This window comes from Histidinibacterium lentulum, assembly GCF_003789055.1.
Taxonomy (GTDB): domain Bacteria; phylum Pseudomonadota; class Alphaproteobacteria; order Rhodobacterales; family Rhodobacteraceae; genus Oceanicola; species Oceanicola lentulus.
In genome coordinates, this window is record NZ_ML119081.1 from 285,883 (window position 1) to 307,024 (window position 21,142).

General features: G+C 70.0%; 22 protein-coding genes. 6 read left to right on the plus strand and 16 right to left on the minus strand.

Going from position 1 to position 21,142, the window contains the following annotated elements:
• Positions 1–30: 30 nt before the first annotated feature.
• The 5 genes from EAT49_RS01400 to EAT49_RS01420 are packed head-to-tail and all read right to left on the minus strand — an operon-like array spanning position 31 to position 4,653.
• Positions 31–702 (minus strand): alpha/beta hydrolase, encoded by a 672-nt coding sequence (locus tag EAT49_RS01400; protein WP_123640490.1) that lies wholly within the window; start codon positions 700–702, stop codon positions 31–33.
• Positions 699–1,319 (minus strand): DNA-3-methyladenine glycosylase family protein, encoded by a 621-nt coding sequence (locus EAT49_RS01405; RefSeq protein ID WP_221181413.1) that lies wholly within the window; start codon positions 1,317–1,319, stop codon positions 699–701. The genes EAT49_RS01400 and EAT49_RS01405 overlap by 4 nt, the downstream gene beginning before the upstream one ends.
• The gene (locus tag EAT49_RS01410; RefSeq protein WP_221181414.1) at positions 1,316–2,041 is read right to left on the minus strand and encodes a precorrin-6A/cobalt-precorrin-6A reductase; all 726 of its coding nucleotides are present in this window, start codon (positions 2,039–2,041) and stop codon (positions 1,316–1,318) included. The genes EAT49_RS01405 and EAT49_RS01410 overlap by 4 nt, the downstream gene beginning before the upstream one ends.
• Positions 2,038–3,081, minus strand: a complete 1,044-nt coding sequence (locus EAT49_RS01415; protein ID WP_123640492.1) for a cobalt-precorrin-5B (C(1))-methyltransferase — start codon at positions 3,079–3,081, stop codon at positions 2,038–2,040. The genes EAT49_RS01410 and EAT49_RS01415 overlap by 4 nt, the downstream gene beginning before the upstream one ends.
• Before the next feature lie 42 nt (positions 3,082–3,123).
• Positions 3,124–4,653: a helicase HerA-like domain-containing protein gene (locus tag EAT49_RS01420; RefSeq protein ID WP_123640493.1), complete on the minus strand. Its 1,530-nt coding sequence runs from the start codon at positions 4,651–4,653 to the stop codon at positions 3,124–3,126.
• 408 nt (positions 4,654–5,061) lie between these two features.
• On the opposite strand from EAT49_RS01420, the gene EAT49_RS01425 reads away from it, so the two are divergent.
• On the plus strand, positions 5,062–5,739 hold the full coding sequence (locus EAT49_RS01425; protein ID WP_123640494.1) for an invasion associated locus B family protein: 678 nt from the start codon (positions 5,062–5,064) through the stop codon (positions 5,737–5,739).
• Between the two features lie 48 nt (positions 5,740–5,787).
• Here the strand turns inward: EAT49_RS01425 and EAT49_RS01430 are convergent, their stop codons facing one another.
• From EAT49_RS01430 to EAT49_RS01445, 4 genes are read right to left on the minus strand one after another with little or no spacing between them, the layout of a single operon-like run.
• On the minus strand, positions 5,788–6,996 hold the full coding sequence (locus tag EAT49_RS01430; RefSeq protein ID WP_123640495.1) for a beta-ketoacyl-[acyl-carrier-protein] synthase family protein: 1,209 nt from the start codon (positions 6,994–6,996) through the stop codon (positions 5,788–5,790).
• A 4-nt stretch (positions 6,997–7,000) separates the two neighbouring features.
• Positions 7,001–7,264, minus strand: a complete 264-nt coding sequence (locus tag EAT49_RS01435; RefSeq protein WP_123640496.1) for an acyl carrier protein — start codon at positions 7,262–7,264, stop codon at positions 7,001–7,003.
• 39 nt (positions 7,265–7,303) lie between these two features.
• Complete coding sequence (locus EAT49_RS01440; RefSeq protein WP_123640497.1) at positions 7,304–8,401, minus strand: UDP-3-O-(3-hydroxymyristoyl)glucosamine N-acyltransferase; 1,098 nt, start codon at positions 8,399–8,401, stop codon at positions 7,304–7,306.
• A 29-nt stretch (positions 8,402–8,430) separates the two neighbouring features.
• A complete protein-coding gene (locus tag EAT49_RS01445) occupies positions 8,431–9,999 on the minus strand; it encodes a L,D-transpeptidase family protein (protein ID WP_123640498.1) in 1,569 nt (522 codons plus the stop codon).
• A 353-nt stretch (positions 10,000–10,352) separates the two neighbouring features.
• Here EAT49_RS01445 and mepK point away from each other — a divergent pair, with 353 nt between their 5' ends.
• Entirely contained in the window at positions 10,353–10,922 is a 570-nt protein-coding gene (gene mepK / locus EAT49_RS01450) for a peptidoglycan L,D-endopeptidase MepK (RefSeq protein ID WP_123640499.1), read from the plus strand.
• Between the two features lie 285 nt (positions 10,923–11,207).
• Here the strand turns inward: mepK and EAT49_RS01455 are convergent, their stop codons facing one another.
• On the minus strand, positions 11,208–13,721 hold the full coding sequence (locus tag EAT49_RS01455; protein WP_123640500.1) for a cation:proton antiporter: 2,514 nt from the start codon (positions 13,719–13,721) through the stop codon (positions 11,208–11,210).
• A 139-nt stretch (positions 13,722–13,860) separates the two neighbouring features.
• Here EAT49_RS01455 and EAT49_RS01460 point away from each other — a divergent pair, with 139 nt between their 5' ends.
• Positions 13,861–14,649, plus strand: a complete 789-nt coding sequence (locus tag EAT49_RS01460) for an enoyl-CoA hydratase-related protein (protein ID WP_123640501.1) — start codon at positions 13,861–13,863, stop codon at positions 14,647–14,649.
• Positions 14,650–14,682: 33 nt separating this feature from the next.
• On the opposite strand, the gene EAT49_RS01465 is transcribed toward EAT49_RS01460, so the two are convergent.
• From EAT49_RS01465 to EAT49_RS01480, 4 genes are all read right to left on the minus strand, one after another.
• Complete coding sequence (locus tag EAT49_RS01465) at positions 14,683–15,666, minus strand: calcium/sodium antiporter (protein WP_123640502.1); 984 nt, start codon at positions 15,664–15,666, stop codon at positions 14,683–14,685.
• A gap of 318 nt (positions 15,667–15,984) precedes the next feature.
• A complete protein-coding gene (locus EAT49_RS21020) occupies positions 15,985–16,443 on the minus strand; it encodes a VOC family protein (protein ID WP_185020605.1) in 459 nt (152 codons plus the stop codon).
• Between the two features lies 1 nt (position 16,444).
• Positions 16,445–17,704 carry a transglutaminase-like domain-containing protein gene (locus tag EAT49_RS01475; protein WP_123640503.1) on the minus strand — a complete coding sequence of 420 codons (1,260 nt, stop codon included), beginning with the start codon at positions 17,702–17,704 and terminating at the stop codon, positions 16,445–16,447.
• A complete protein-coding gene (locus EAT49_RS01480; RefSeq protein WP_123640504.1) occupies positions 17,701–18,222 on the minus strand; it encodes an ArsR/SmtB family transcription factor in 522 nt (173 codons plus the stop codon). The genes EAT49_RS01475 and EAT49_RS01480 overlap by 4 nt, the downstream gene beginning before the upstream one ends.
• Positions 18,223–18,375: 153 nt before the next feature.
• On the opposite strand from EAT49_RS01480, the gene EAT49_RS01485 reads away from it, so the two are divergent.
• Positions 18,376–18,735, plus strand: a complete 360-nt coding sequence (locus EAT49_RS01485) for a hypothetical protein (protein WP_123640505.1) — start codon at positions 18,376–18,378, stop codon at positions 18,733–18,735.
• Positions 18,736–18,771: 36 nt separating this feature from the next.
• Here the strand turns inward: EAT49_RS01485 and EAT49_RS01490 are convergent, their stop codons facing one another.
• Positions 18,772–19,203 carry an SRPBCC family protein gene (locus EAT49_RS01490; RefSeq protein ID WP_123640506.1) on the minus strand — a complete coding sequence of 144 codons (432 nt, stop codon included), beginning with the start codon at positions 19,201–19,203 and terminating at the stop codon, positions 18,772–18,774.
• Positions 19,204–19,216: 13 nt separating this feature from the next.
• Positions 19,217–19,543, minus strand: a complete 327-nt coding sequence (locus EAT49_RS01495; RefSeq protein ID WP_123640507.1) for an ArsR/SmtB family transcription factor — start codon at positions 19,541–19,543, stop codon at positions 19,217–19,219.
• A gap of 249 nt (positions 19,544–19,792) precedes the next feature.
• Between EAT49_RS01495 and EAT49_RS01500 the strand changes: the two genes are divergently transcribed.
• On the plus strand, positions 19,793–20,608 hold the full coding sequence (locus EAT49_RS01500) for a helix-turn-helix domain-containing protein (RefSeq protein ID WP_123640508.1): 816 nt from the start codon (positions 19,793–19,795) through the stop codon (positions 20,606–20,608).
• Positions 20,609–20,703: 95 nt separating this feature from the next.
• Complete coding sequence (locus EAT49_RS01505) at positions 20,704–21,126, plus strand: VOC family protein (protein ID WP_123640509.1); 423 nt, start codon at positions 20,704–20,706, stop codon at positions 21,124–21,126.
• Positions 21,127–21,142: the final 16 nt, after the last annotated feature.

Consider the following 21,142-nt stretch of genomic DNA (forward strand, 5'->3'; position numbering starts at 1 on the left):
GTGACGTGGCGGTCCTGCCCGCGGCAGCGCTCAGCGCGCGACGCCGAGCCTTTCGCGCAGGAAGGCGAGCGCCACGCCCAGCCCGTCCGGCGCGATGCCGTGGCCGGTGCCCTTCTGGACATGGGCATAGACCTCCGACCAGCCCGCCGCCTGCAGGGCTTCGGCGGCCTGTGGCAGCGCCTCCACGGGCACCACATCGTCCCGGTCGCCATGGACCAGCAGCACCGGCGGACGGGAGACCGCCTCGTCGGGCAGCAGTTCGGGCGCCAGCAGCCGGCCGGAGAAGGCCACGACCGCCGCCACCGCATCCTCGCGGCGGGGCGCCACCTGCAGCGCCATCATCGTGCCCTGACTGAAACCGAAGAGGGCCACCTGTTCGGGCAGCAGGTCCTCGTCAACCATCACCCCGTCGAGAAACGCGTCGAGATCCGCCGCGGCGCGCACCATGCCCGAGCGGCTTTCCTCCTCCGAAGATCCGTCGATCCAGGGGATCGGGAACCATTGCAGCATACCGGGCGCCGCGATCGACGCCTCGGGCGCATCGGGGGCAAGGAACATCGTGTCGGGCAGATGCTCCGCCAGCGGCTCCGCGAGCCCGATCAGGTCCGCGCCGTTCGCCCCGTAGCCGTGCAGGAACACCACGGCCGACCGGGTCTCCCCCGACAGCGCTTCCCTGCGATGTGCCTCAAGCGCCCGTGTCACCAGACCGTCTCCCGCCCCGTTTCGCGCAACCTGTAGACCCAGAGCGCCCGCGCGGCAACCGACCGCCAGGGCGCCCAGGCCTTCGCCATCCGCGAGAGTGCCGCCGCATCGGGACGCTGGCCCAGCCCGAAAAGCGACCGCGCGCCCTCCTGCAGGGCGACATCCCCCGCGGGCAGGATATCGGCCCGCCGGAGGGCGAAGAGCGCATAGACCTGCGCCGTCCAGGGTCCGACCCCGTGCAGGGCCATGAGCCGGGCGAGCGCCTCGTCGTCGGGCATCCGCTCGAGCGCGGCGAAGTCCATGTCCGCGGCCGCGAGGGCCCTGCCCGCCCGCTGCTTCGGTCGCGTCAGCCCCACCGCGCGCAGCGCCTCGTCCGTGGCCGCGGCCAGCGCCGCCCCGGTGGTCAGCCCGGCCGCCTCGCAGCGGGTCCAGACCGCCTGAGCCGAAGCCATGGACACCTGCTGGTAGACGATGGTCGAAAAGAGCTCGGCAAAGCCGTTGGTCCTGGGCCTCAGCGGCAATCCGATCGCCACCGCGGGGGCAAAGCGCGGCTCGAGCGCCACCAGCGCCGCCGCGCCGCGCCTCAGCGCGGCCTCGTCGTCGATGGTCTGGATCACAGCGCGCGCACCCAGTCCATCGCCCCCGCGACATCCGCCACGACCTCCACTCCGACCGGCGGGGGCGGCCTCGGGATCATCAGCACCGGCAGGCCCAGCTCCCGCGCCGCCGCCAGCTTCGCCCGGGCGGGGCCACCTGAATTGCGCGTCACAACCCATTCGATTCCTTTTCTTTGCAGAAAGCCCACCTCCTCTGCCACGCTCTCCCCGGGAGGCGCCGCGATCCGCTCCAGCCCCGCGAAGGGCGCGGGTCCCTCGGGCGGGTCCAACTGCCGCGCCACGACCCTGCGCCCGGCAAGACAGGCCCAGTCCGCCAGATGCTGCGCCCCGAGCGCAAGGAACACCGCTGCCCCTTCGGGCACGATCCGCGCGACCTCCTCCGGTCCCGCGACCTCGCGCCAGTCGTCGCCCGGCCCGGCGGCCCAGGGTTGCCTCAACAGTCGCAGGTACGGCACACCCAACGCCCGGCAGACCGCCGCGGAGCGCGGCCCGATCCGCAGCGCGAAGGGATGGGTCGCATCGACCAATCCGCGCGCGCCCCGTGCCCGCAGCCAGTCGGCAAAGCCCTCCGCCCCGCCAAAGCCGCCCGTCCGCACCGGAACCGCCAGCGGCCGCGCCGCCCGCGTCACCCCCGCCAGCGACGCCTCCGTCGCGATACCCTCCGCCGTCAGCGCCTCCGCCAGCGCCCGCGCCTCGGCGGTCCCGGCGAGCAGCAGGATCACCCGGCCCTCGCCAGCACGGTGCCCGCCCGGTCGATCACCACCGTGTCGACCGCGACCTCTTCCCCGGCCATGCCCTGCGCCACTGCCCGCGCCCCCTCGGCGATGGCCCTGGCGAGGGGCTCGCCCGCGATCCCGTAGGCCTCGAGCACGGTGTTGGCCTCCCGCACCCGCGCGTCCCCGGCCCAGAGCGCCAGCGTCTCGAAATCCGCCTGACTTCGCCCGGAATGGAGGTCCCCCGCCCCCTGCGCCAGCTTCGCCATCTTGCCGATCCCCCCGCCGATGGTCAGCCTCGGCACGGGATGCCGCCGCAGGTATTTCAGCATTCCTCCGGCGAAATCCCCCATGTCGAGCATCGCGTGATCCGGCAGACCGAAAAGCGCCTGCACCACCCGCTCGCTGGTCGCCCCGGTGCAGCCCGCCACATGGGTCAGCCCCGAGGCCCGCGCCACGTCGATCCCGCGATGGATCGACGCGATCCAGGCCGCGCAGGAAAACGGCCGGACCACCCCCGTGGTCCCGAGGATCGACAGGCCCCCCTCGATCCCCAGCCGTGGGTTCCATGTCTTCAGCGCCAGCGCCTCTCCGCCCGGAACCGAGACGGTGATCTCCACATCCGGCGGCCGGCCATGCTCGGAGGCCAGGTCCGCCACCACCTCCTCCATCATCGCGCGCGGCACCGGGTTGATCGCGGGCTCTCCCACGGCAACCGGCAGGCCCGGTTTCGTCACCCGCCCCACGCCCTCTCCACCGCGGAACACCACGCCGCCGGCCGAGGCCGCCACCCGCACCACGATCAGCGCGCCATGGGTCACGTCGGGATCGTCGCCCGCATCCTTGACGATGCCCGCCTCGGCCCAGCCCTCCCCCTCCGCGGAATGCGCCAGTTCGAAGACCGGCCGCTCGCCTCTCGGCAGCAGGAGCTGCACCTGCCCGGGCCACGCCCCGCCCCAGAGCCGCATCAGCGCCGCGCGCGTCGCGGCGGTGGCACAGGCGCCCGTGGTCCAGCCCCGGCGCAGCTCTCCCTCGGGTTTGCGGCTCATCGCGCGGACCCTAGCCGCGCCGGGTCCTTCCGCCAATGGGGCTCAGCGCCCCTTGAAGACCGTCCCGAAGAGCCCCCGCACGATCCTGCGGCCCGTGGTGCCCTTCAACTCCTTCGCCAGCGCGTCGGTCATGGCGGCGCCGATCCTCTGGCCGGTGCCCGCGCCGCCCGGGCTGTGCGCGCCGCCGAAGCTCCGCGCCCCCGAATAGCGCCGCGCCCGGGTCAGACCGTCGTCCGCGGGCTCGGCCGCCAGCGCCTTCTCCGCCTCCGCCGCCGCCCCTGCGGCCCGGGCCGCCAGCATCTCCGCCGCCGACTCCCGGTCCACCGCCACGTCGTAGCGCCCCGCCACGGGCGAGGCCGCCATCACCGCCGACCGCTCCTCCGCCGTGACCGGCCCAAGCTGCGAGGCGGGCGGCCGGATCAGCGTCCGCTCCGCGATCCCCGGAACGCCCTTGAGGTCCAGCATCGAGGTCACCGCCTCGCCGGTCCCCACCGCCGCGATGGCCTCCGCCGTGTCGAAGGCGGGGTTCGCGCGATAGGTCTCCGCCGCGCGCGCAAGTTCCCTCTGGTCCTTCGCGGTGAAGGCCCTGAGCGCGTGCTGCACCCGGTTGCCGATCTGGCCCAGGACATCGTCGGGCACATCCGCCGGGTTCTGGGTGACGAAGAACACGCCCACGCCCTTTGACCGGATCAGCCGCGCCACCTGCTCCACCTTGGAGACCAGCGCCTTCGGGGCGTCGTCGAACAGCAGATGCGCCTCGTCGAAGAAGAAGACCAGCTTCGGCTTCTCGGGGTTGCCCACCTCGGGCAGGGTCTCGAAAAGCTCCGACAACAGCCACAGAAGGAAGGTGGCATAGAGCCGGGGCGAGCGCATGAGCCGGTCGGCCGCAAGAACGCTGACGCGACCGCGCCCTTCGTCAACCGCCATGAGGTCCGCAAGATCGAGCGCGGGTTCGCCGAAGAGATGCGTTCCGCCCTGCTCCTCCAGCACCAGCAGCGCACGCTGGATGGCGCCGACCGAGGCCGTCGCCACGTTCCCGTAGCGCAGCGACAGATCCTGCGCGTTCTGTCCGCACCAGTGCAGCAGCGCCCGGAGATCCTTCAGATCCAGCAGCGGCAGGCCCTCGTCATCCGCCGCGCGGAAGGCGACGTTGAGCACGCCCTCCTGCACGTCCGTCAGTTCGAGCATCCGCGCCAGCAGAAGCGGCCCCATCTCCGACACGGTGGTGCGCACCGGGTGTCCCTGCTCTCCGAACAGGTCCCAGAACACCACCGGCGGCGCGCCATAGACCAGGTCCAGCCCGATGATCCCGGCCCGTTTCAGGAAGGGCTCGTGGAGCTTGCCCTCGGGCGAGCCGGCCTTCGCAAGCCCCGCGAGGTCGCCCTTCACATCCGACAGGAAGACCGGAACCCCCGCGGCGGAGAAGCCCTCGGCCAGGATCTGCAGCGTCACCGTCTTGCCGGTGCCCGTGGCCCCGGCGATCAGCCCGTGACGGTTCGCCATGTCGAACCGCAGGTATTGCGGCACGGCGTGGTCCGGCCCGCCGCCGCCGATGAAGACGCCTTCCGTCATGTCCGTTGCTGCCCTGCCCCGTTGCGCGTTCCGGACGACAATACCTTCTTAATCCGTCTCTGCCAGCATGGAGCGGCCTGCCCCCGGTCGTCGGGCGGGCATGACTTCCCTCCCTGTCAGACTGGCCGCGCCTTCGGGCGCGGATTTTTCCGTCCGCTCGCCCGACGGAAATCATGGCGCGGCAAATCCTGTTACAAGCTGTTGACGACCAGAGAGAGCGCCGCTAGCGTGCCGGCATAAGTCGGCCAAGTCCGACAGGGAGAACAGGGGAAAGGGTCCGTTACGGGCCCTTTTTCTTTGGCCGGGCAAGGACCTGCGTTGCGCGTGATCGGCTCCGGATTTGCGCCTGACATGCCGCCGCGGCCGTGTTAGAGACCCGATCCGAAGACCACGAGACAGAGGCGACCCATGCCGTTCCGACCGACCGACACGATCCTCGCGCTGGCGCTCGCCGCCGCCCTCGCCCTGCCCGCCGCCGCCCAGGAGGCGACGACGGAGACCGAAACCTCCGAAGAGACCGCGCCCGAAACCGGGACCGATACCGGCGACGAGCCTGCGCCCGAGGCGGACGCCGGCACCGGCGAGGCCTCCCCGGGCCTCGACCTCGACCTCGGCGAACCCGTGGTCGCCCAGCCGCGCGTGGGCCAGCCCTATATCCGGGAGGAGTTCACCGACTGGGGCCTGCGCTGCATCCGTACGCCCGAGGGTCAGGCGGAGCCCTGCGACCTCTACCAGCTCCTGCGCGACGCAGAGGGCAACGAGGTCGCCGAGATCTCGGTCGTGCCGCTGCCGGACAGCGGCGAGGCGGTCGCTGGCGCCACCATCGTCGCTCCGCTCGAGACGCTTTTGACAGAGCAGATCGTCATCAGCGTCGACGGCGGAGAGGCGCGTCGCTACCCCTTCCGGTTCTGCAATGCTGCGGGCTGCGTCGCACAGATCGGCCTGACCTCGGCCCAGGTCGACCAGTTCCGCCGTGGCGCGATGGCCCAGGTGCGCCTCGTCCCCGCCGCCGCGCCGGATCAGGAAGTGCTGCTCGACGTGTCGCTCTCGGGCTTCACCGCGGGCTTCAGCGCCGCCAACGAGTAAGCGGCGCGCTGGCTTGGCAGGCGGCCGACCGGCCGCCTGCCTCCGGCCTCAGACTTTCCTCAGCGCCAGCACCGCGTTCAACCCGCCGAAGGCGAAGGCGTTGGACAGCGCCACCTCCACCTTCGCCTCCCGCGCCTCGTTCGGCACCACGTCGAGCGCGCATTCGGGGTCGGGTTCCTCGTAGCCTACCGTCGGTGCGATGATCCCGTCCCGGAGCGCCATGATGCAGGCCAGCAGCTCCACCGCGCCGGTTCCGCCGATCAGATGACCGTGCATGGATTTCGTGGACGAGATCATCAGCGCGTCGGCATGGGCGCCGAAGGCATCCGAGACCGCGGCGCATTCGGTCTTGTCGTTGGCCGCCGTGCCGGTGCCATGGGCGTTGATGTAGCCTACCTCCTCGCGCGCGATCCGCGCGTCGTTCACCGCCCCGCTGATGGCCCTCGCCGCGCCCTGTTTCGAGGGCATCACGATGTCCGAGGCGTCCGAGGTCATGGCGAAGCCGATCACCTCGGCCAGGATCTCCGCGCCGCGCGCCTTCGCGTGCTCCATCTCCTCGAAGACGAAGATGCCCGCGCCCTCGCCCTGCACCATGCCGTTCCGGCCGAGGCTGAACGGCCGGCAGGCATCCTTCGACATCACCCGCAGCCCCTCCCAGGCCTTCACCCCGCCGAAGCACAGCATGGATTCCGACCCGCCGGCGACCATCACCTCGGACGCGCCCGAGCGCACCAGCCAGAAGGCCTGACCCATCGCGTGGTTGGACGAGGCGCAGGCCGTCGCGACGGTGAAGGACGGACCCTTGAGGTTCCACTCCATCGAGACATGAGAGGCCGCGGCGTTGTTCATCAGCTTCGGCACGACGAAGGGATGGACGCGGTTCTTCCCCTCCTCGTAGACGGTGCGGTAATTCTCGTCCCAGGTATTCACGCCGCCGCCCGCCGTGCCCAGCACCACGCCCGACCGGGCGGCAAGCTCGCCCTGGAAGGTCAGCCCCGACTGTCCGATCGCCTCCCGCGCCGCCAGCAGCGTGAACTGGGTGAACCGGTCGTAAAGCGCGATCTGCTGCCGGTTGAAATGGGCGTGCTCATCGTAACCCTTCACCTGCCCGCCGATCCGCACCGACAGCCGGTCCACGTCGCGCACGTCGATGGGACCGATCCCGCAACGCCCCTCGCGCATCGCCTCGAGCGTGGCGGGCACGTCGTGGCCGAGCGCGTTGATCGTGCCGGCTCCGGTGATGACGACGCGCTTCACCCGCTCAGGCGTCCCGCTGCTCGCGTACGAGCTCCGCGACCGCGGCCACGATCGTGTCCACGGAGGAGATGTCGAACGCGCTCGCGGCGGGGTCGTTGGCGTTGAAGGGGATCGAGATGTCGAAGGCCTCCTCGATGGCGAAGATGCTCTCCACAAGGCCCAGACTGTCGATCCCGAGATCCTCGAGCGTCATCGTTCCTTCGATATCCGACGGCTCCATGAGCGCCTGTTCGGCCATGATCGCGATCACCCTGTCCCGAACATCCATGCCCGCGTCTCCTGCCCCGTAACCCGAAGTGTGGCCGATCTAGTCGCTATCCCCGTCCTTTGGAACCGTCTTCGTGAGGGACGCGAAGTCGCGCAGAACCCGCGGCAGACGGCGCAGCGCCCGGTAGCTCGCCAGATGCGCGGGCATCGGCATCGCGGGATACCCCATGACGACGGCCCCCGGGGGAACCCGGCTGACCGCCATGGTCCCCATGGCCAGCACGGCATCGGCGCCCACCGTGATATTGTCGTTGACGCCGCTCGCCCCGCCGAGCACCGCCCGGTCCCCGATGACCGAGGAGCCCGCGATGCCCGCCATGCCGCAGACGAGACAGTCCTCGCCCAGGACCACGTTGTGACCGATCTGCACGAGATTGTCGATCTTCGTGCCCCGTCCCACCCGCGTCGGGCGAATGGTTCCGGAATCGACGCAGGTATTCGCGCCGATCTCCACGTCGTCCCCGATCTCCACGCCTCCCAGCGAATGGATGCGGTGCCAGGTGCCATCCTCGGGCGGCTCGAGCCGCTCCGCGCCGAGGAGTTCCCGCGCGCGCTCCGCGTTGGAGGGCTGCTCGGTCACGAAGGAGAACCCGTCGCCCCCGATCACGGCGCCGGGCTGCACGATCACCCGGGCGCCGAGCCGCACCTTCCGCCCGATCCGCACGCCCTCGCCGATCCGGCAGTCCCTGCCCAGCACGGCGCTTTCCGCCACGCTCGCATGGGCGCCGATCACCGTCCCCGGCCCGATCCGGGCGGCCTCGCCCACGATGGCCAGCGGTCCGACCGCGACCCCCTCTCCCAGCACGGCAGAGGCCGCCACGACCGCAGACGGATGCACGCCGCCCGGTCCCGTCTCCCGCAGGTCCAGCGCCTGCGTCAGCCGCGCCATGGCGAGCCGCGCGCGCGGCGCCTCGATCGCCGCTTCGAGCCCCAGCGCCCGCCAGTCCGCGCCCGGCCAGATCACGGCCGCCCGCGCCCTGCCCTCCGCCAGCGCCGCGCCATAGGCCGGCGTCATCGCGAGCGCGAGCTCGTCCGGCCCCGCGGCGGAAGGCTCCGCCGCCCCACGCACGCGCAAGGAGACAGCGCCGAAGGCCCTCGCCCCCAGCGCCGCCGCGATCTCTTCGATACTGTGGTCCATCGCGCCCCGGCTCCGATCCGGGGCGAGCGTTAGCCGGTTGGAGCGGTGATCGCCACCCCCAGCCGCTCCAGCTCCGCCCAGATCCGGGCATCCCGGTTGTAGATGTCATTCCGGAAATGCAGCTGCCCGTCCGGCGAGGTGAAGGCCGTCCGGTACACGAGATGCACCGGGACGGGCTCGTCGAGCGTGATCCGGGAGTTCTGCCGGGTCCGCAGAATACCCTGGAAATAGGACTCCGGGTCCTCCACCTGCCGCTCCAGAAGGACATAGGCGAATTCGTGCGGCTCGTGCAGACGGATGCAGCCCGAGCTGTAGGCCCGCACGACGCGGCTGAAGAGGCTGCGCGCGGGCGTGTCGTGCAGGTAGATCGCGTGGGGGTTCGGGAACATGAACTTGACCGTCCCCAGCGCATTGTTCGGCCCCGGCGGCTGCCGCACGCTGACGTTCTGCGCCGAACTCGTCTGGACGATGCGGCCCCGGCTGTCGATCGCCTGGAACCCGCTCGGCACCCGCCCGCCATAGTCCCGGTTGATGATCGAGCGCGGAACGTACCAGTACGGGTTGAGCTCCATGTACTCCATCTCGTCGGAGAACTCGTAGGTCTGCTTGTCGAACTGCCCGGCGCCGATGACCGCCCGCGTCTCGAAGGTCACGCTGTCGAAATCGCGGATCTGGGCAGAGAAATCGGTGAGGTTCACCCAGACATGCCGGTCGCCGCGCTCGAGGTTGTTCAGCCAGCGTTCGCGCTCCATGGCCACCAGAACGCTTTCCAGCCTGTCCTCGGCGGACATGTTCAGCATGGTCACCGTCGCCCCGCCGACCACGCCGTCGGGCTCGAGCGCAACGCTTTCCTGGAACCGGCGGACCGCGTCGAGGATCGTGCCGTCGAACGTGGCCGTCAGGGTCGGCTCGAGGAGATCCATGGCGATCAGCCGGTCGCGGAGCCGCACGACCTGTGCCCCGCTGTCGCCGAGGCCGAGCGGTCCCTGGACGCCCGGCCCGTAGCCGCCGGTTGCGATCACCTCGCTCAGCCGGACCTTGGCGCGCATCAGGCGCTGGTATTCAGGCGAGGACGGCGGCAGCGAATGCAGAAGCGCCCGCGGGTTCTCGAGGAACCTCGCAAGGATGACCTGCGTCGGCAGACGCTGGACCTCGCGCTTGAAATTCGCGTCGATGCTGGAGGGCGCGATCAGCCCGGTGTTGAGGGCGCGTGCATAGGCGAGGAAGTAGGCGGTCAGCTCTACCTCGGCGCGGCCGCGGCTGTCGGCCGTGGTGGCCCCCGCCAGAATACCCATGGCCCGTTCGGGGTTGAAGCGCGAGGCCGGGAGGCCGTGCATCGGCGCATCGCCGAGCGCCGCGATGAAGGCCATGCGGCGCAGTTCCGAGGCCTCGTCGGTCCCGGTCCAGATGCCCTCGAAATCGCGGCTCCGGTAGAAGGCGGCCAGATCGTCGCGCCGCGCCGCTGCCTCGGCCACGCCCTGCGCATAGAGAGAGACAAGCAGGTTCGCCTCCGCCCTTGGCGCGCCGGCCCCCGTGACGAGAAGGGCAACAGCGACGGCGGCAAGCCCACGCCTGAACGATTTTGCGTCCCAACTCATGCTCTTGTCACTCCAGTCCGTCCCGCGATCCTGTCTCATTGAGTGATGATGCGACCGTCCGGGCCTGTCCAGTCCAGTCACGCCCGCGTTACAGGCCGGCGGTCGGAATTTTCGTTGCCGTTGCGCACCTGTCATGTGTCCGGGGCCCCGGACCCGCCCGTCCGGCCCGGATCGGACCGCTCACGCTTTCAGCAGAATCTCGCCGATTTGGCACATCTTAACGGAACCGGGACTACAACCGGCTTGGTAAACGATTCGAGTCATGTCATACTGGATCTGCATCTGGGGATGAGATGGCAGCGTCCGGCAACGTCCGGGCATCAAAGCAAGAAGCGACGGGACAGGCACTAATCATGACTGACAAGGCCCCTTCGAGCTTTTCTCGACGTGCGATCCTGCGTGCATTCGCAGCCTCGGCGGTTACTGCAGCTCCAACCTACTCCATGGCCTCCGGGTTCCTTCGGGGTGCGGGCGACGTGCGGCGACTTTCGATGTATTCCGGTCGCACCGGCGAGAAAATCGAGATGATCTACTGGATCGACGGACATTACGTCGGCGATGCGGTCCGCGAGATCAATCACTTCATGCGGGACTGGCGGAACGGCCATGTCATGCAGATCGACACCCGCACCATCGACATCATGGCGGCCTCGCACCGGCTCCTGCGCACGGATGAGCCCTTTACCCTGATTTCCGGCTACCGGTCCCCCCAGACCAACGCCATGCTGCGCGCCCGCGGCAACGGCGTGGCCCGCAATTCGCTGCACCTCCAGGGCCAGGCGGCGGACCTGCAGATGCGCTCGCGCTCGGTCAGCCAGATCGCCCAGGCCGCCGCCTCCTGCCGCGCCGGCGGCGTCGGCCGGTACTCCGGCTCGAATTTCGTGCACATGGATTGCGGCAACGTCCGCTCCTGGGGCAGCTGACGGGGCCATCCCCGACGCGACGGGAAACCGGGCGCCCGCGCATAGCCGCCGGCGCCCTTTTTCATGCGCTGGACCCGGTCTCGACGGGCATCCCGGCAAAGGCCGTCACGGCGATGGAAGAGCGGGACCGGGCAATCCGCCCATCGGCGGAACCGCGACCGGCCGAGTCGAACCGAAGCTTCAGAGTGCCGCGGACAGATTCCCGCCGTTAACCTTTTTCGTTATTGCAACCATGCACTTGACCATGCGTCCACGCGTGAACCGATGACGGTGACCAGGCCCAGATCACTCGGCCGCCATCGCGTCCGAGATCAGCGCCTCGGGATCTATGCCGCGCTTCACCGCACTGGCCCTCACGGCCGCCCGCAGCGCGGCACTCCGCGCGAGCAGCCGCCGGAACCGCGCCTCGTCCAGCACGAGGAGCGTGGTGGGCGCGATGGCGCGAACCTCGGCCCGGCGGGCGCGCTTCATCAGGATCGCAAGCTGGCCGAACATCTCACCGCGTCCCAGCCGCCAGGACTGGTTCGCCGTTTCGAGCTCCACCGCGCCCGAGGCGATGAAATAGACGCTCCGCACGACGCTGTCGCGGCGGATGATCGGCTCGCCCGCGTTGACGTAGCGCGGCCGCAGCGCCCGTCCCAGCCGCTTCAGCGCCGCTTCGTCGAGGTCGGCAAAGAGCGGGAACTGCGCGACCAGCTCGGCCCGCCTCAGCGCGATGTCGAGCCGCGGCCGCCTCTCCGCCGCCGCCCGCCGCGCGTCGAGGGTCTGTATGAGCGCCGTGTGCACCTCGGCCCCGATCAACCCGTCCTCCCGCATCGCGCTGTACTCGCGCTCTTCCAGCCGCAGCGCGGTGCGGCGGATGAAGCGGCGTTCGAGCTCTTCGGCATAGCCCGGGTACTGGAGCCGCAACCCCTCCAGCGCCGTCGCGACCGCCTCTGTGCGCCGCGCCAGCAACTCCTGCAGCAACTCCGCCACCCGTCTGCCGTGGATGCGCCGGATCCGCCCGTCGATGAAGTCTTCCACGTCGCGCAGGATCAGGCGCTGCGACAGCAGGAGCTCGAACCGGTCCGCGGTCAGCCGCGCCAGGGGACGCGACAGACCGAGCCGCGTATGGAGCAGGAGCGCCGCGCGGAACGCGGACCCGTACGCCACGCTCCGCCGCGCCGCGCGCTGATAGCCGCTGCGGCCCTGGCTTCGCGCCCCCTCGATCAGCCGGTCGGCATCCGACAGCACCTGTTCTGCCATCCGCGCCGAGATCGTCCGCTCCCGGACGCGCGCAAGGATGGCGTCCCGCTCGTGCCCCGCAAGCGCGATCAGCCCGAGGGTGATCCGGTCGCGGTCGAGGATGTCGACGCTGTCCTCCGCCGCCTTCACCGCGGCGTCGAGCCGTTCCCCGAAGCGCTTGGCCTCCGCGCGGACAGTGTCGTGGCTCAGCTCGTAGTTCTCGGTGGTCCGCGCCACATCCTCGCGCACCGTTTGCAGCGCCACGGCGACGACCTGCCGCGAGAGGGCCTCGTCGAGAGGCGAGAGCCGGTCCAGCCCGAGCCGCCCGATGATCCAGCGCAGGGTCGTCCCCTGCACGATCAGCGTGAAGAGCGTGAACCCCGTTGCGAGAATGCCGACCACCCTCTGGATATCGGAGGGCACGCGAAAGCTCTCGGTCACGGCGAGGGCCAGCGCCAGCGTCACGGCCCCCCTCAGCCCGCCCCACAGGATCGCGATGCGATAGGGCCGCTCGACCGGCGGCGAGGCCTTCATCAGCGTGAGCAGCGGAAGCAATCCGAAGAGGATCACGGCCCGTGCGGCGATGGCGGCGAGGATGACCACTCCGAGGAGGACGAAATCCTCGAGGCGCACCTCCTCGAGCAGGCGCGGGATCAGCAGGGCCGCGAGGATGAAGATAAGGGCGCCCGCCCAATGCGCGAGCAGGTCCCAGACGTCGCGCAGGTAGGCCCAGGCCTGAGGAGGCAGGCGTCCGGGCCCGATCAGGTTCAGCGTCAGCCCCGCGGCGACCACCGCGATAACGCCAGAGGCCCCGATGCTCTGCTCCGCGACGATGTAGGCAAGGTAGGGCAGCGCCGCGGAAATCGATATCTGCGCGAGCGGGTGCCGGACGAAGAGAGCCATGATCCAGATCGCGACCCGCGCCGCCAGCCAGCCCGTCAGCACGCCCCCCACGATCAGCAGGGGAAACTGTGCGAGCGCTTCGAGGAGGCTCGGATCCGGGACGCCGAGCATCACGAACCCCGCGAAGAGGCCGAAGAGCGCGATGGCCGCGGCGTCGTTCAGGAGGCTCTCTCCCTCGATGATCCGTGCCAGCCGCCGCGGCGCGGAGATCGAGCGGAAGATGGTGACGACAGCCGAGGGATCGGTCGTGGAGACGATGGCCCCGATCAGCAGGCAGGCCACCAGCGGCAGCCCGCTCGCCCAGGCCAGCGCGTACCCCACGGACAGCGTCGCCACGACCACCGCGACCACTGCAAGGACAAGGATCGGCACCCAGTCGTCGAGCATCCGTCGCAGGTTCATCCCCAACGTGGCCTGAAAGAGCAGCGTCGGGAGGAAGACATAGAGAAAGACGTTGGACCGGATCGGCAGCCCGAGGATCGCCTCCGCCACCGGGTTCAGCGCATCGGTCAACTCGGTCCGCAGGAAGAACAGCGCCCCGACCCCGATGAGAACGCCAAGAACCGCAAGGATCACGCTGTAGGGCAGCCGCAGGCGAGCCGCGATCGGCTCCGCGGCGCCGATCACGAGGAACAGCGAGGCAATGACCGTGGTGACGAGAACGATGTCCATCCCAAGGCAATAGCCTCATTGCGGCCCGGGAGAAAACGCTCCTGTCGCCGCAACCTGCGATACATTCGAGCCAAACACCTGCCGCCGCCGGCCGCGATCGGCTAACGGGACCTGACACCACCAGAGAGGACGGGGCGCCATGACCGAAGAACTCCATGCAGACGGCCGCCTGCGGCTCGCGCCCGGTCCGGTCGCGGTCCTGACGCTGTCGGCCCCGGAAAGGCGCAACGCGGTTTCGCGGGCGATGTGGGCGGCCCTGCCGGAACTCTGCGCCCGGATCGACCGCGACGACGGCATCCGGGTCCTGATCCTGACCGGCGAGGGCGATACCTTCAGCGCCGGCGCCGATATCAGCGAATTCGCCGAGAGCTACGCCACGCCAGATGAGGCAGGCCGGACCAACGCGGTCGTCCATGCAGGTCAGACCGCCGTAGCGGGCCTATCGAAGCCGGTGATCGCCCGCATCCGCGGGGCCTGCGTCGGCGGCGGGTGCGGCCTCGCCCTTTCGGCCGACCTGCGCTTCGCCGCCTCCGACGCGCGGCTGGGCATCCCGCCGGCGCGACTGGGGCTCGCCTATTCCTTCAGCGCCACACGACAGCTCGTGACCCTGGTGGGGCCCGCGCGGGCCAAGGACATTCTCTTCTCCGCCCGCCTGATCGGCGCCGAAGAGGCTCTCGCCATCGGCCTGACCGACCGCTGCCTGCCTCCCGAAACGCTGGACGCCGAGACGCTGACCTATGCCGAGACCCTTGCGGGGCTCTCCCAGGTGTCCATCCGCACGGCCAAGGCCATGATCGAGGCGATCCGCGCCGGGGCCGACGCCGAACCCGACACCCTTCGCGCCGCCTACGACGCCTCGTTCGGGGGCCCGGATTTCGCCGAAGGCTGCCGGGCCTTCCTCGAGAAACGGCCGCCGAGGTTCTCCTGACGCCAACCGGTAGCCCGGCCGCGGGGCTCCGGATCAGGGGGCAACAAGTCCGGCATGGATCTCGGGACTCCAGCCGTACTGAACCGCGACGAAGGCGAGATAGGCAGCGATCATTGCAATCCCCGCGGTCCGGCCGATCCGGCCGATCGTCAGCAGGAAGACGGTGAAGACAGCGGTCACCACAAGCACCACGGGCAGGTCGATGGTCGCGAAACGCGGCTCGATGATCAGCGGTTTCAGGGCGGCGCTGATCGCCATGACGGACAGGATGTTGAAGATGTTCGACCCGACGATCCCGCCGACGATCATGTCCGACTGTCCCTTGCGGGCGGCGGCCACGCAGGCGGTCAGCTCCGGCAGCGAGGTCCCGAAGGCGATCACCGTCATGCCGATCACCGCCTCCGGCACGCCGAGCGCATGGCCGCCGGCCACCGCCCCCTGAACGAGGATCTCCGAGCCCAGGACCAGCGTGGTGATGCCGACGGTCACGAGCACATAGGGGTTTCCGGCCAGAGGCTCGTCGGTCTCATCCTCCTCGACGTCGATCCGGCTCGCCCTGTACTGACAGACCACATAGGCGACGATCGTCCCGATCATGGCGAGGCCCGCCCAGGTCGGAAGACTGCCGGCCCACACCGCCGCCGCCATGGCCAGGGTCGCGAACACCATCATCCAGGTGTCGACGCGCACCTCCCGCCGGTCGATCAGGACGGGTGCGATGACCGCGGAGACGCCGACGACCACGAGGACATTGGCGATGTTCGATCCGATCACGTTGCCGACCGAGATCCCCGGAAACCCGCTCAGGTTGGCGTTGACGGAGGTGAACAGCTCCGGAGCGGAAGTCCCGAAGGCGACGATCGTCGCCGCGATGAAGAGTTTGGAGAGCCCGGAGCTTTCTGCGATCCGCACCGCCGCGGCGATGGTGACATCCCCGCCCTTCACGAGAAGCCAGATGCCGAACCCGATCGCGCCGAGCGCGATCAGGGTGAGCTGGTAGGCTGTCAGTCCGTCCATGCGATGTTCCTGCCGGGATCAGAGCTCACAGGCTGCGGGGTTCGCCGGGTCGATGTCACAGGACGGATCCCGCGGGTGTCGGCCCCGGCCCGGCGCCGGTCCTGCGGATCGCTGCCGGCTGCCTCCGGTGGACGACAACGCCCCGGTTTCCGGTTCCATCCGCATGGTGCGCCCCTCCCCGGATGCTGGTCCCCGACCTGCCGACCAGGTCCTGCACGCCTCGGCCCCCGGCGGCCTCTGCGTGCGTCATCCAGACCCGACCGTCCACCCCCCTGAAGAGGGATTGTCCACCTCGTCGGCGTTCTGACCACGGGCCCTTCATCCCAGCCCGAACATCCTGCGCCAGTTCTGCATGGTCATGCCGCGCGCGTAATCGCGCTGCATGGCGGGATCGAGGACCTCCACGAGCAGGCGGTTCTCCAGCCACATCTCGACGCAGTCGAACGGCCCGCGGTTGCAGAGCCGCGTGGTCCAGCCTTCGGCCGCGCCACGGGCGAGGACTTCCTCGCGTCCGAACGCGGATCGGATCGCGACATGGGCGAAGCTTGGGCTGGCGTCAGGCGGTCCCGCCTCGCAGGCGATCGCCTCGGGCCCGATCTTGAGCCGGTGGGTCAGCGGATAGACCTCGATGGCCGTGCCGTCGTCCTGTCCGGCGAAGGCGATCCAGGAGTCGGGAAAGGGCGGGAACGGCAGGGCCTCGCCGCCGAGCAGGGTCGCGAGAAAGGTGGACACGCGCTCGGGGTTCTCCGCGCTGATCGAGACGTGCAGGAGCGTCATGTCATCCGGTCCTTTCGGTGAACTTGCCGCCCGTCCTTGGGGAGGCGAGGCCGAGGGCCGCTTCCAGCCTGAGCCACCCGGCGGAGCGAAGCCGGAGAAGCAGGAGGTAGCGCAGCATCCCGACCGGAAACAGCAGGCGCCAGGCCCAGACGACGATCTCCAGCGCCGGCGCCAGCGGCGGAACTGCTGACGCGACCAGGGGCGCCATCATCACGACGGCGAGGCCCTTCAGCGGGTGCAGCACCAGCAGATCCGTCCAGACCAGCGGGTTGCGGGGAAGAAGCCGCGAGGGGGCCCCCACGCGGAATCGCCACGCACGCTGGCGGCGGAGCAGGTTCAGGGGCGTGGCCCTCGACGGGTGGCGGATCATCGGCCAGGGCAGTTGCAGGTAGGGTACGACGGGCGAACCGTTCCAGAGCGGCGCCTCGTGCCAGAACGTCACCGGACCGAGCCCCTCGACCGCGAGGGTGATCGAAGGAACGCTCCCGCTCCGCGTCGACGGCGCACCGGGCCAGGGGATGCCGGTGTGGCGCGAGAGCACGACGCGGTAGGGATCGAGCGCGCCGATATGGGCCTCGGGCGCGCGACCGGTCTCGAGGAGGGGGCCGAGATAGCCGCCCTCGCGCACCAGATTGGGGTCGACCGGGCACCAGCCAGCGCCGTCCCATGCCTCGGCCCAGGCATGCGGCGTGCGGAACCACGGGGCGACGATCATCCCGAAGACGGGGCGCGCGGGAATGCCGGCCACATGGCAGAGGGCCACGAAGACGAAGGCATACTCGCCGCAATCGCCCCAGCCCCGTGCCAGCGACAGGGCGGCGCCGCGGGCGTCCTTCGGGTAGCGGTAGCGCAGCGCCCCGGCCGCCGCCTGGGCGAGCGCCGCAATGCGCGCGCCCTGCCCCTCGACGCCGCGCAGGCTCTCGTCGGCCAGCGCGCGCAGCGCCGCGTCCGGTGTCGTCATCAGTCCCGGCGCCCGGTCCACGGGCCCTGGCGGCGGCAGGTCGAGATGGTCGCCAGGGCGCAGGCGGCGCGTCTCCATCCGGGCCGAGACCTCGACGGTCTCTCCCCTCTTGAGACGGATCATCCGGCGGTGTCCGTGCGCATCCGAAATGTCGGTGCCCTCGGGTGCGCGCAGATCGCGCACCGTCTGGCGGCCGTCATCCGCGGGCAGAGGCACGAGGACCTCGAGCTCATCGTCGTCCGCATGGCCCCATGGGTCGAACCGGATGGACAGGTCGCAGCGAAAGGTGTCGTCGGTCATTGTCGCACCTGCCCCGTCTGCGGCCCGCCCGCGGCGGCGATGGCGACGAGCAGCGGGACCACCCGGTCGGCCGGGATGTCGTAGCGGCCACGGCGTTCGGCCCGCAGCCAGCCCGCCGCCGTCAGTTCGCGCAGATGATGGTGCAACTGCCCGGTCGTGCCGTCGCCCAGGATCTCGGCCAGCGCGGCGGTCTCCTGCGTGCCGGCCAGCACCGCGTTCAGAAGAAGCAGCCGAACCGGGTGGCCGAGGGCGGCCAGCGCAGGCGCGATGTCGCGCCAGTCCGCCTCGAGGAGCCCGCTCGCCGGATGGCCCATCTGCCACTCCACCCGGCGGCCACCCGGAAGTGCCAGGGTGCCCGCGAAGGCCACGCCCCCGCCCTCGGGCGCCTCGGTCCGCAGCCAGTCGAGCACCGTTGCGTCCGCCGCCAGGCGCGGCGACAGCGCGTCGGGGGTCTCCAGTTTCGCCACCCGCGCCTCGAGCGCGGCAATCCGGTCGGCCAGACCTGAGGGGTCGTCCATTGAACTCGGCCCATAAATACGTTAGTACGCAGGTTCGTACTATTGGTCCCCGCAGTCGTCAAGTCGCGGGCCTTCAAGGCGGCGCGACGCCACGACGGGAGCGAAGGAGGTTCAGGTGACAGAGGGCGAACCCGGGCAGGACGACCGACCGAGATGAAGACCACGGACGAAGAGAAAGCCGCGTTGCGAGGCACAGGCCCGCCAGGGTGGTATGGTCCGGCGCTCGGCGCGATCTGGGCCGTCCTGATTCTTCAGGTCATGCTGCCGTTTCCGGCGAATGCGGTCGTCGCCACCACCGCCGCGGCGACCGGCGGATACCTCGTCTGGAAAGCCGAAGGCGGCTTGGGCGGTCGATCCTCCCGACGCAGGGCACTGCTCTTCCTCCTCCTGCTCGCCCTTCTCGGCCTGAGCCTTTTCGCGTACCACATCGTGAACATCGGCTGGGCGCCGCCCGTCCTCGGGCTGGTCGCGTTCGGCACGGCATGGGCGCTCCCGGCACGCAATGCGTCCTGACGTGGGCAGATACAGGCCCAAGTGGGCCCTTCGCCGTCAATTGGCCACGGGGGCTGACTGGCCAGCGGCACCCAGGTGGCCGGGGAGCTTCTTCCACAGCAGGTCTTTCCAGCCGAAGCCGAGGGCGATGCGCGGGATGACGTTCGAAAGGCCGGCGAAGCCCGAATGGCGCAGGGTCAGGCGCGTGCCTTCGTCCGTCTCCGCCAGATCGAAGCTCACGCGCGTGTCGAGCCCGCCACCCCGCCAGCTGATCACGAGGCGCTCGGGCGGCGACAGTTCCAGCACCTCGCACCGCACGATCCCGTCGAACCCCGGGGCGGGCTTGGTCGTGAAGGTGAACCGGTGTCCGACCTCGGGACGGAAGTCGTTGGGCATGAGCCAGGCCGCGAGCTGGCCACTGTCGGTCAGGGCGTGCCAGACCATCTCGCGGGGATAGCCGAGGGTGCGGCTGATCTCGATGTCCTTCATTGTCGGGGCGTCCTCAATTCTTCATGCGCGACAGGTGGTCTTCCAGCGCGTCGAGACGGTCCGACCAGAACGCCTCGTATTTCGCGATCCAGTCCGCGACCCGCCGCAGCTCGGCAGCCCGCACGCTGTAGAGCGTGCGCCGTCCTTCGGTCCTCGCGTCCACGAGCCCTGCCAGTCGCAGCACCTGCATGTGCTGGGACACCGAGGGCTGGGCGATCCCCAGATGGTCGGCGAGGACCCCGACCGTGCGCTCTTCGGCAAGCATCAGGTCCAGCATTTGCCGGCGGTTGGGATCGGCGATCGCCCGGAAGGGATCCTGGTTCGGAGATACGCGTGTCATCGGCGGCTCATGCGGTTCGCGGCTCATTCAATAGGTGATGGCCTATGATTTCAACCATGTTGGCAATGGCCGCTCCCTCGACGCTCTCGCCTCCCGAAATGGGCACACCCGAGGCCGGCTGAAGCATCTGCGAAGCGCCTGGCATGACGATCCGACCGGAGTCGCTGTTCGCAGGGCCGCATCGGATCCGCCTCTCCCCGTTTCGCCGCGTGCGCGACGGCGTGATACAAGGGTTCGGAAGGATCCGAGATGGAGGTCTTCTGGTCGATGCCCGAGCGGAACATCCCGCCCGTCATGCACCGTCACCCCTGCCCTGCATGGCTGCACGGGCTCGTGGCCGGCATGACCGGATACAAGGAACGCTCGGGCATGGCAGCTGTGCAGCGGGAGCCCGCCTCCCTCGTGGTTCCCATGGTCATCAGCTTTCGCGACGCCTTCACGATCGCGCTGGAGCCGGGTCCGTCGGACGGCGACCGCCACGCGGACTTCGTCGCGGGACTGACGTCGGGGCCCGTCCGGATCGGATCGACCGGCAACGCGGAATGCATCCAGATCGACTTCACGCCGCTGGGGGCCCTCCGGTTCTTCGGCCTGCCGCTGTCGGAGATCGCCGCGCAGCTCGTCCCGGTCGACGCACTGCTCGGACCGGTCGGACGGGCCTTGCGCGACGATCTCGGCGCCACCGACGACTGGCCGGGGCGGTTCGCCCTGGTCGAGCGGTTCCTGCAGGGGCGGTTTCTCCACGCGCCGTCCGCGCTGACCGAAGGCGCCTGGACGCTGATGATGCGCGCCCACGCTTCGCTGCGCGTGGAGCAGCTTGCGGCGGAGCTCGGTGTCAGCCGCAAGCATCTGTCGCGCCGGTTTCAGCACGAGATCGGACTGAGGCCCAAGACCGTGGCGCGGATCCTGCGGTTCCGGCGCAGCCTGACGACGATCCGTGCGGCGGGAGGCAGCACAGATCTCGCGGATATCGCCGCCGCGGGCGGCTATGCAGACCAGGCGCACATGACGCGGGAGTTTCAGGCCCTGGGCGGAGGCACGCCGCGGTCCCTGATCCATTTCTGAGCAGTCGGAGATGCGCGCGCGGAGGCGACTTTCCTTCAAGATCGCGTCGCCGCTCCGGCGTAAGCTGCCCTCCATCAGACCCGGAGGACCGTCGCATGAACACCGCCCCCTGCATATTCCCGACCCTGCGCTTTCGCGAGTCAGCCACCATGCTGGACTGGCTCAAGGCGGCCTTCGGCTTCTCCGAGCACGCGGTCTTCCGTGACGGCGACTCCATCGCCCATGCGGAGCTGCGGCTCGGGCGCTCCATCATCATGATCGGCCAGAGCAAGGACGACGACTATGGCCGGCTCGTCGGCAGCCCCGAATCCCGCAGGACCGACGCGATCTACGTCGCGGTGTCGGACGCGGATGCCGCCTGCGCCCGGGCCGAGGCGGCGGGCGCAGATATCGTGCAGCCGCTGCGGGACACCGGCCACGGCCGCGAGTTCACCTGCCGCGATCCGGAAGGCAACCTCTGGGCCTTCGGCACCTACTGGCCCGTCGTTGCCCCGGAGGAGGACGGGTCACAGGCGTGACCTCGGACCCGTCGCC

Coding starts and splice junctions, on each gene's coding strand:
- EAT49_RS01500 (WP_123640508.1), top strand. CDS start 19,793: ATGGAGGTCTTCTGGTCGATGCCCGAGCGGAACATCCCGCCCGTCATG.
- mepK (WP_123640499.1), top strand. CDS start 10,353: ATGACTGACAAGGCCCCTTCGAGCTTTTCTCGACGTGCGATCCTGCGT.
- EAT49_RS01480 (WP_123640504.1), bottom strand. CDS start 18,222: ATGGACGACCCCTCAGGTCTGGCCGACCGGATTGCCGCGCTCGAGGCG.
- EAT49_RS01485 (WP_123640505.1), top strand. CDS start 18,376: ATGAAGACCACGGACGAAGAGAAAGCCGCGTTGCGAGGCACAGGCCCG.
- EAT49_RS01420 (WP_123640493.1), bottom strand. CDS start 4,653: ATGACGGAAGGCGTCTTCATCGGCGGCGGCGGGCCGGACCACGCCGTG.
- EAT49_RS01505 (WP_123640509.1), top strand. CDS start 20,704: ATGAACACCGCCCCCTGCATATTCCCGACCCTGCGCTTTCGCGAGTCA.
- EAT49_RS01455 (WP_123640500.1), bottom strand. CDS start 13,721: ATGGACATCGTTCTCGTCACCACGGTCATTGCCTCGCTGTTCCTCGTG.
- EAT49_RS01425 (WP_123640494.1), top strand. CDS start 5,062: ATGCCGTTCCGACCGACCGACACGATCCTCGCGCTGGCGCTCGCCGCC.
- EAT49_RS01460 (WP_123640501.1), top strand. CDS start 13,861: ATGACCGAAGAACTCCATGCAGACGGCCGCCTGCGGCTCGCGCCCGGT.
- EAT49_RS01415 (WP_123640492.1), bottom strand. CDS start 3,081: ATGAGCCGCAAACCCGAGGGAGAGCTGCGCCGGGGCTGGACCACGGGC.
- EAT49_RS01490 (WP_123640506.1), bottom strand. CDS start 19,203: ATGAAGGACATCGAGATCAGCCGCACCCTCGGCTATCCCCGCGAGATG.
- EAT49_RS01435 (WP_123640496.1), bottom strand. CDS start 7,264: ATGGATGTTCGGGACAGGGTGATCGCGATCATGGCCGAACAGGCGCTC.
- EAT49_RS01440 (WP_123640497.1), bottom strand. CDS start 8,401: ATGGACCACAGTATCGAAGAGATCGCGGCGGCGCTGGGGGCGAGGGCC.
- EAT49_RS01465 (WP_123640502.1), bottom strand. CDS start 15,666: ATGGACGGACTGACAGCCTACCAGCTCACCCTGATCGCGCTCGGCGCG.
- EAT49_RS21020 (WP_185020605.1), bottom strand. CDS start 16,443: ATGACGCTCCTGCACGTCTCGATCAGCGCGGAGAACCCCGAGCGCGTG.
- EAT49_RS01495 (WP_123640507.1), bottom strand. CDS start 19,543: ATGACACGCGTATCTCCGAACCAGGATCCCTTCCGGGCGATCGCCGAT.
- EAT49_RS01445 (WP_123640498.1), bottom strand. CDS start 9,999: ATGAGTTGGGACGCAAAATCGTTCAGGCGTGGGCTTGCCGCCGTCGCT.
- EAT49_RS01475 (WP_123640503.1), bottom strand. CDS start 17,704: ATGACCGACGACACCTTTCGCTGCGACCTGTCCATCCGGTTCGACCCA.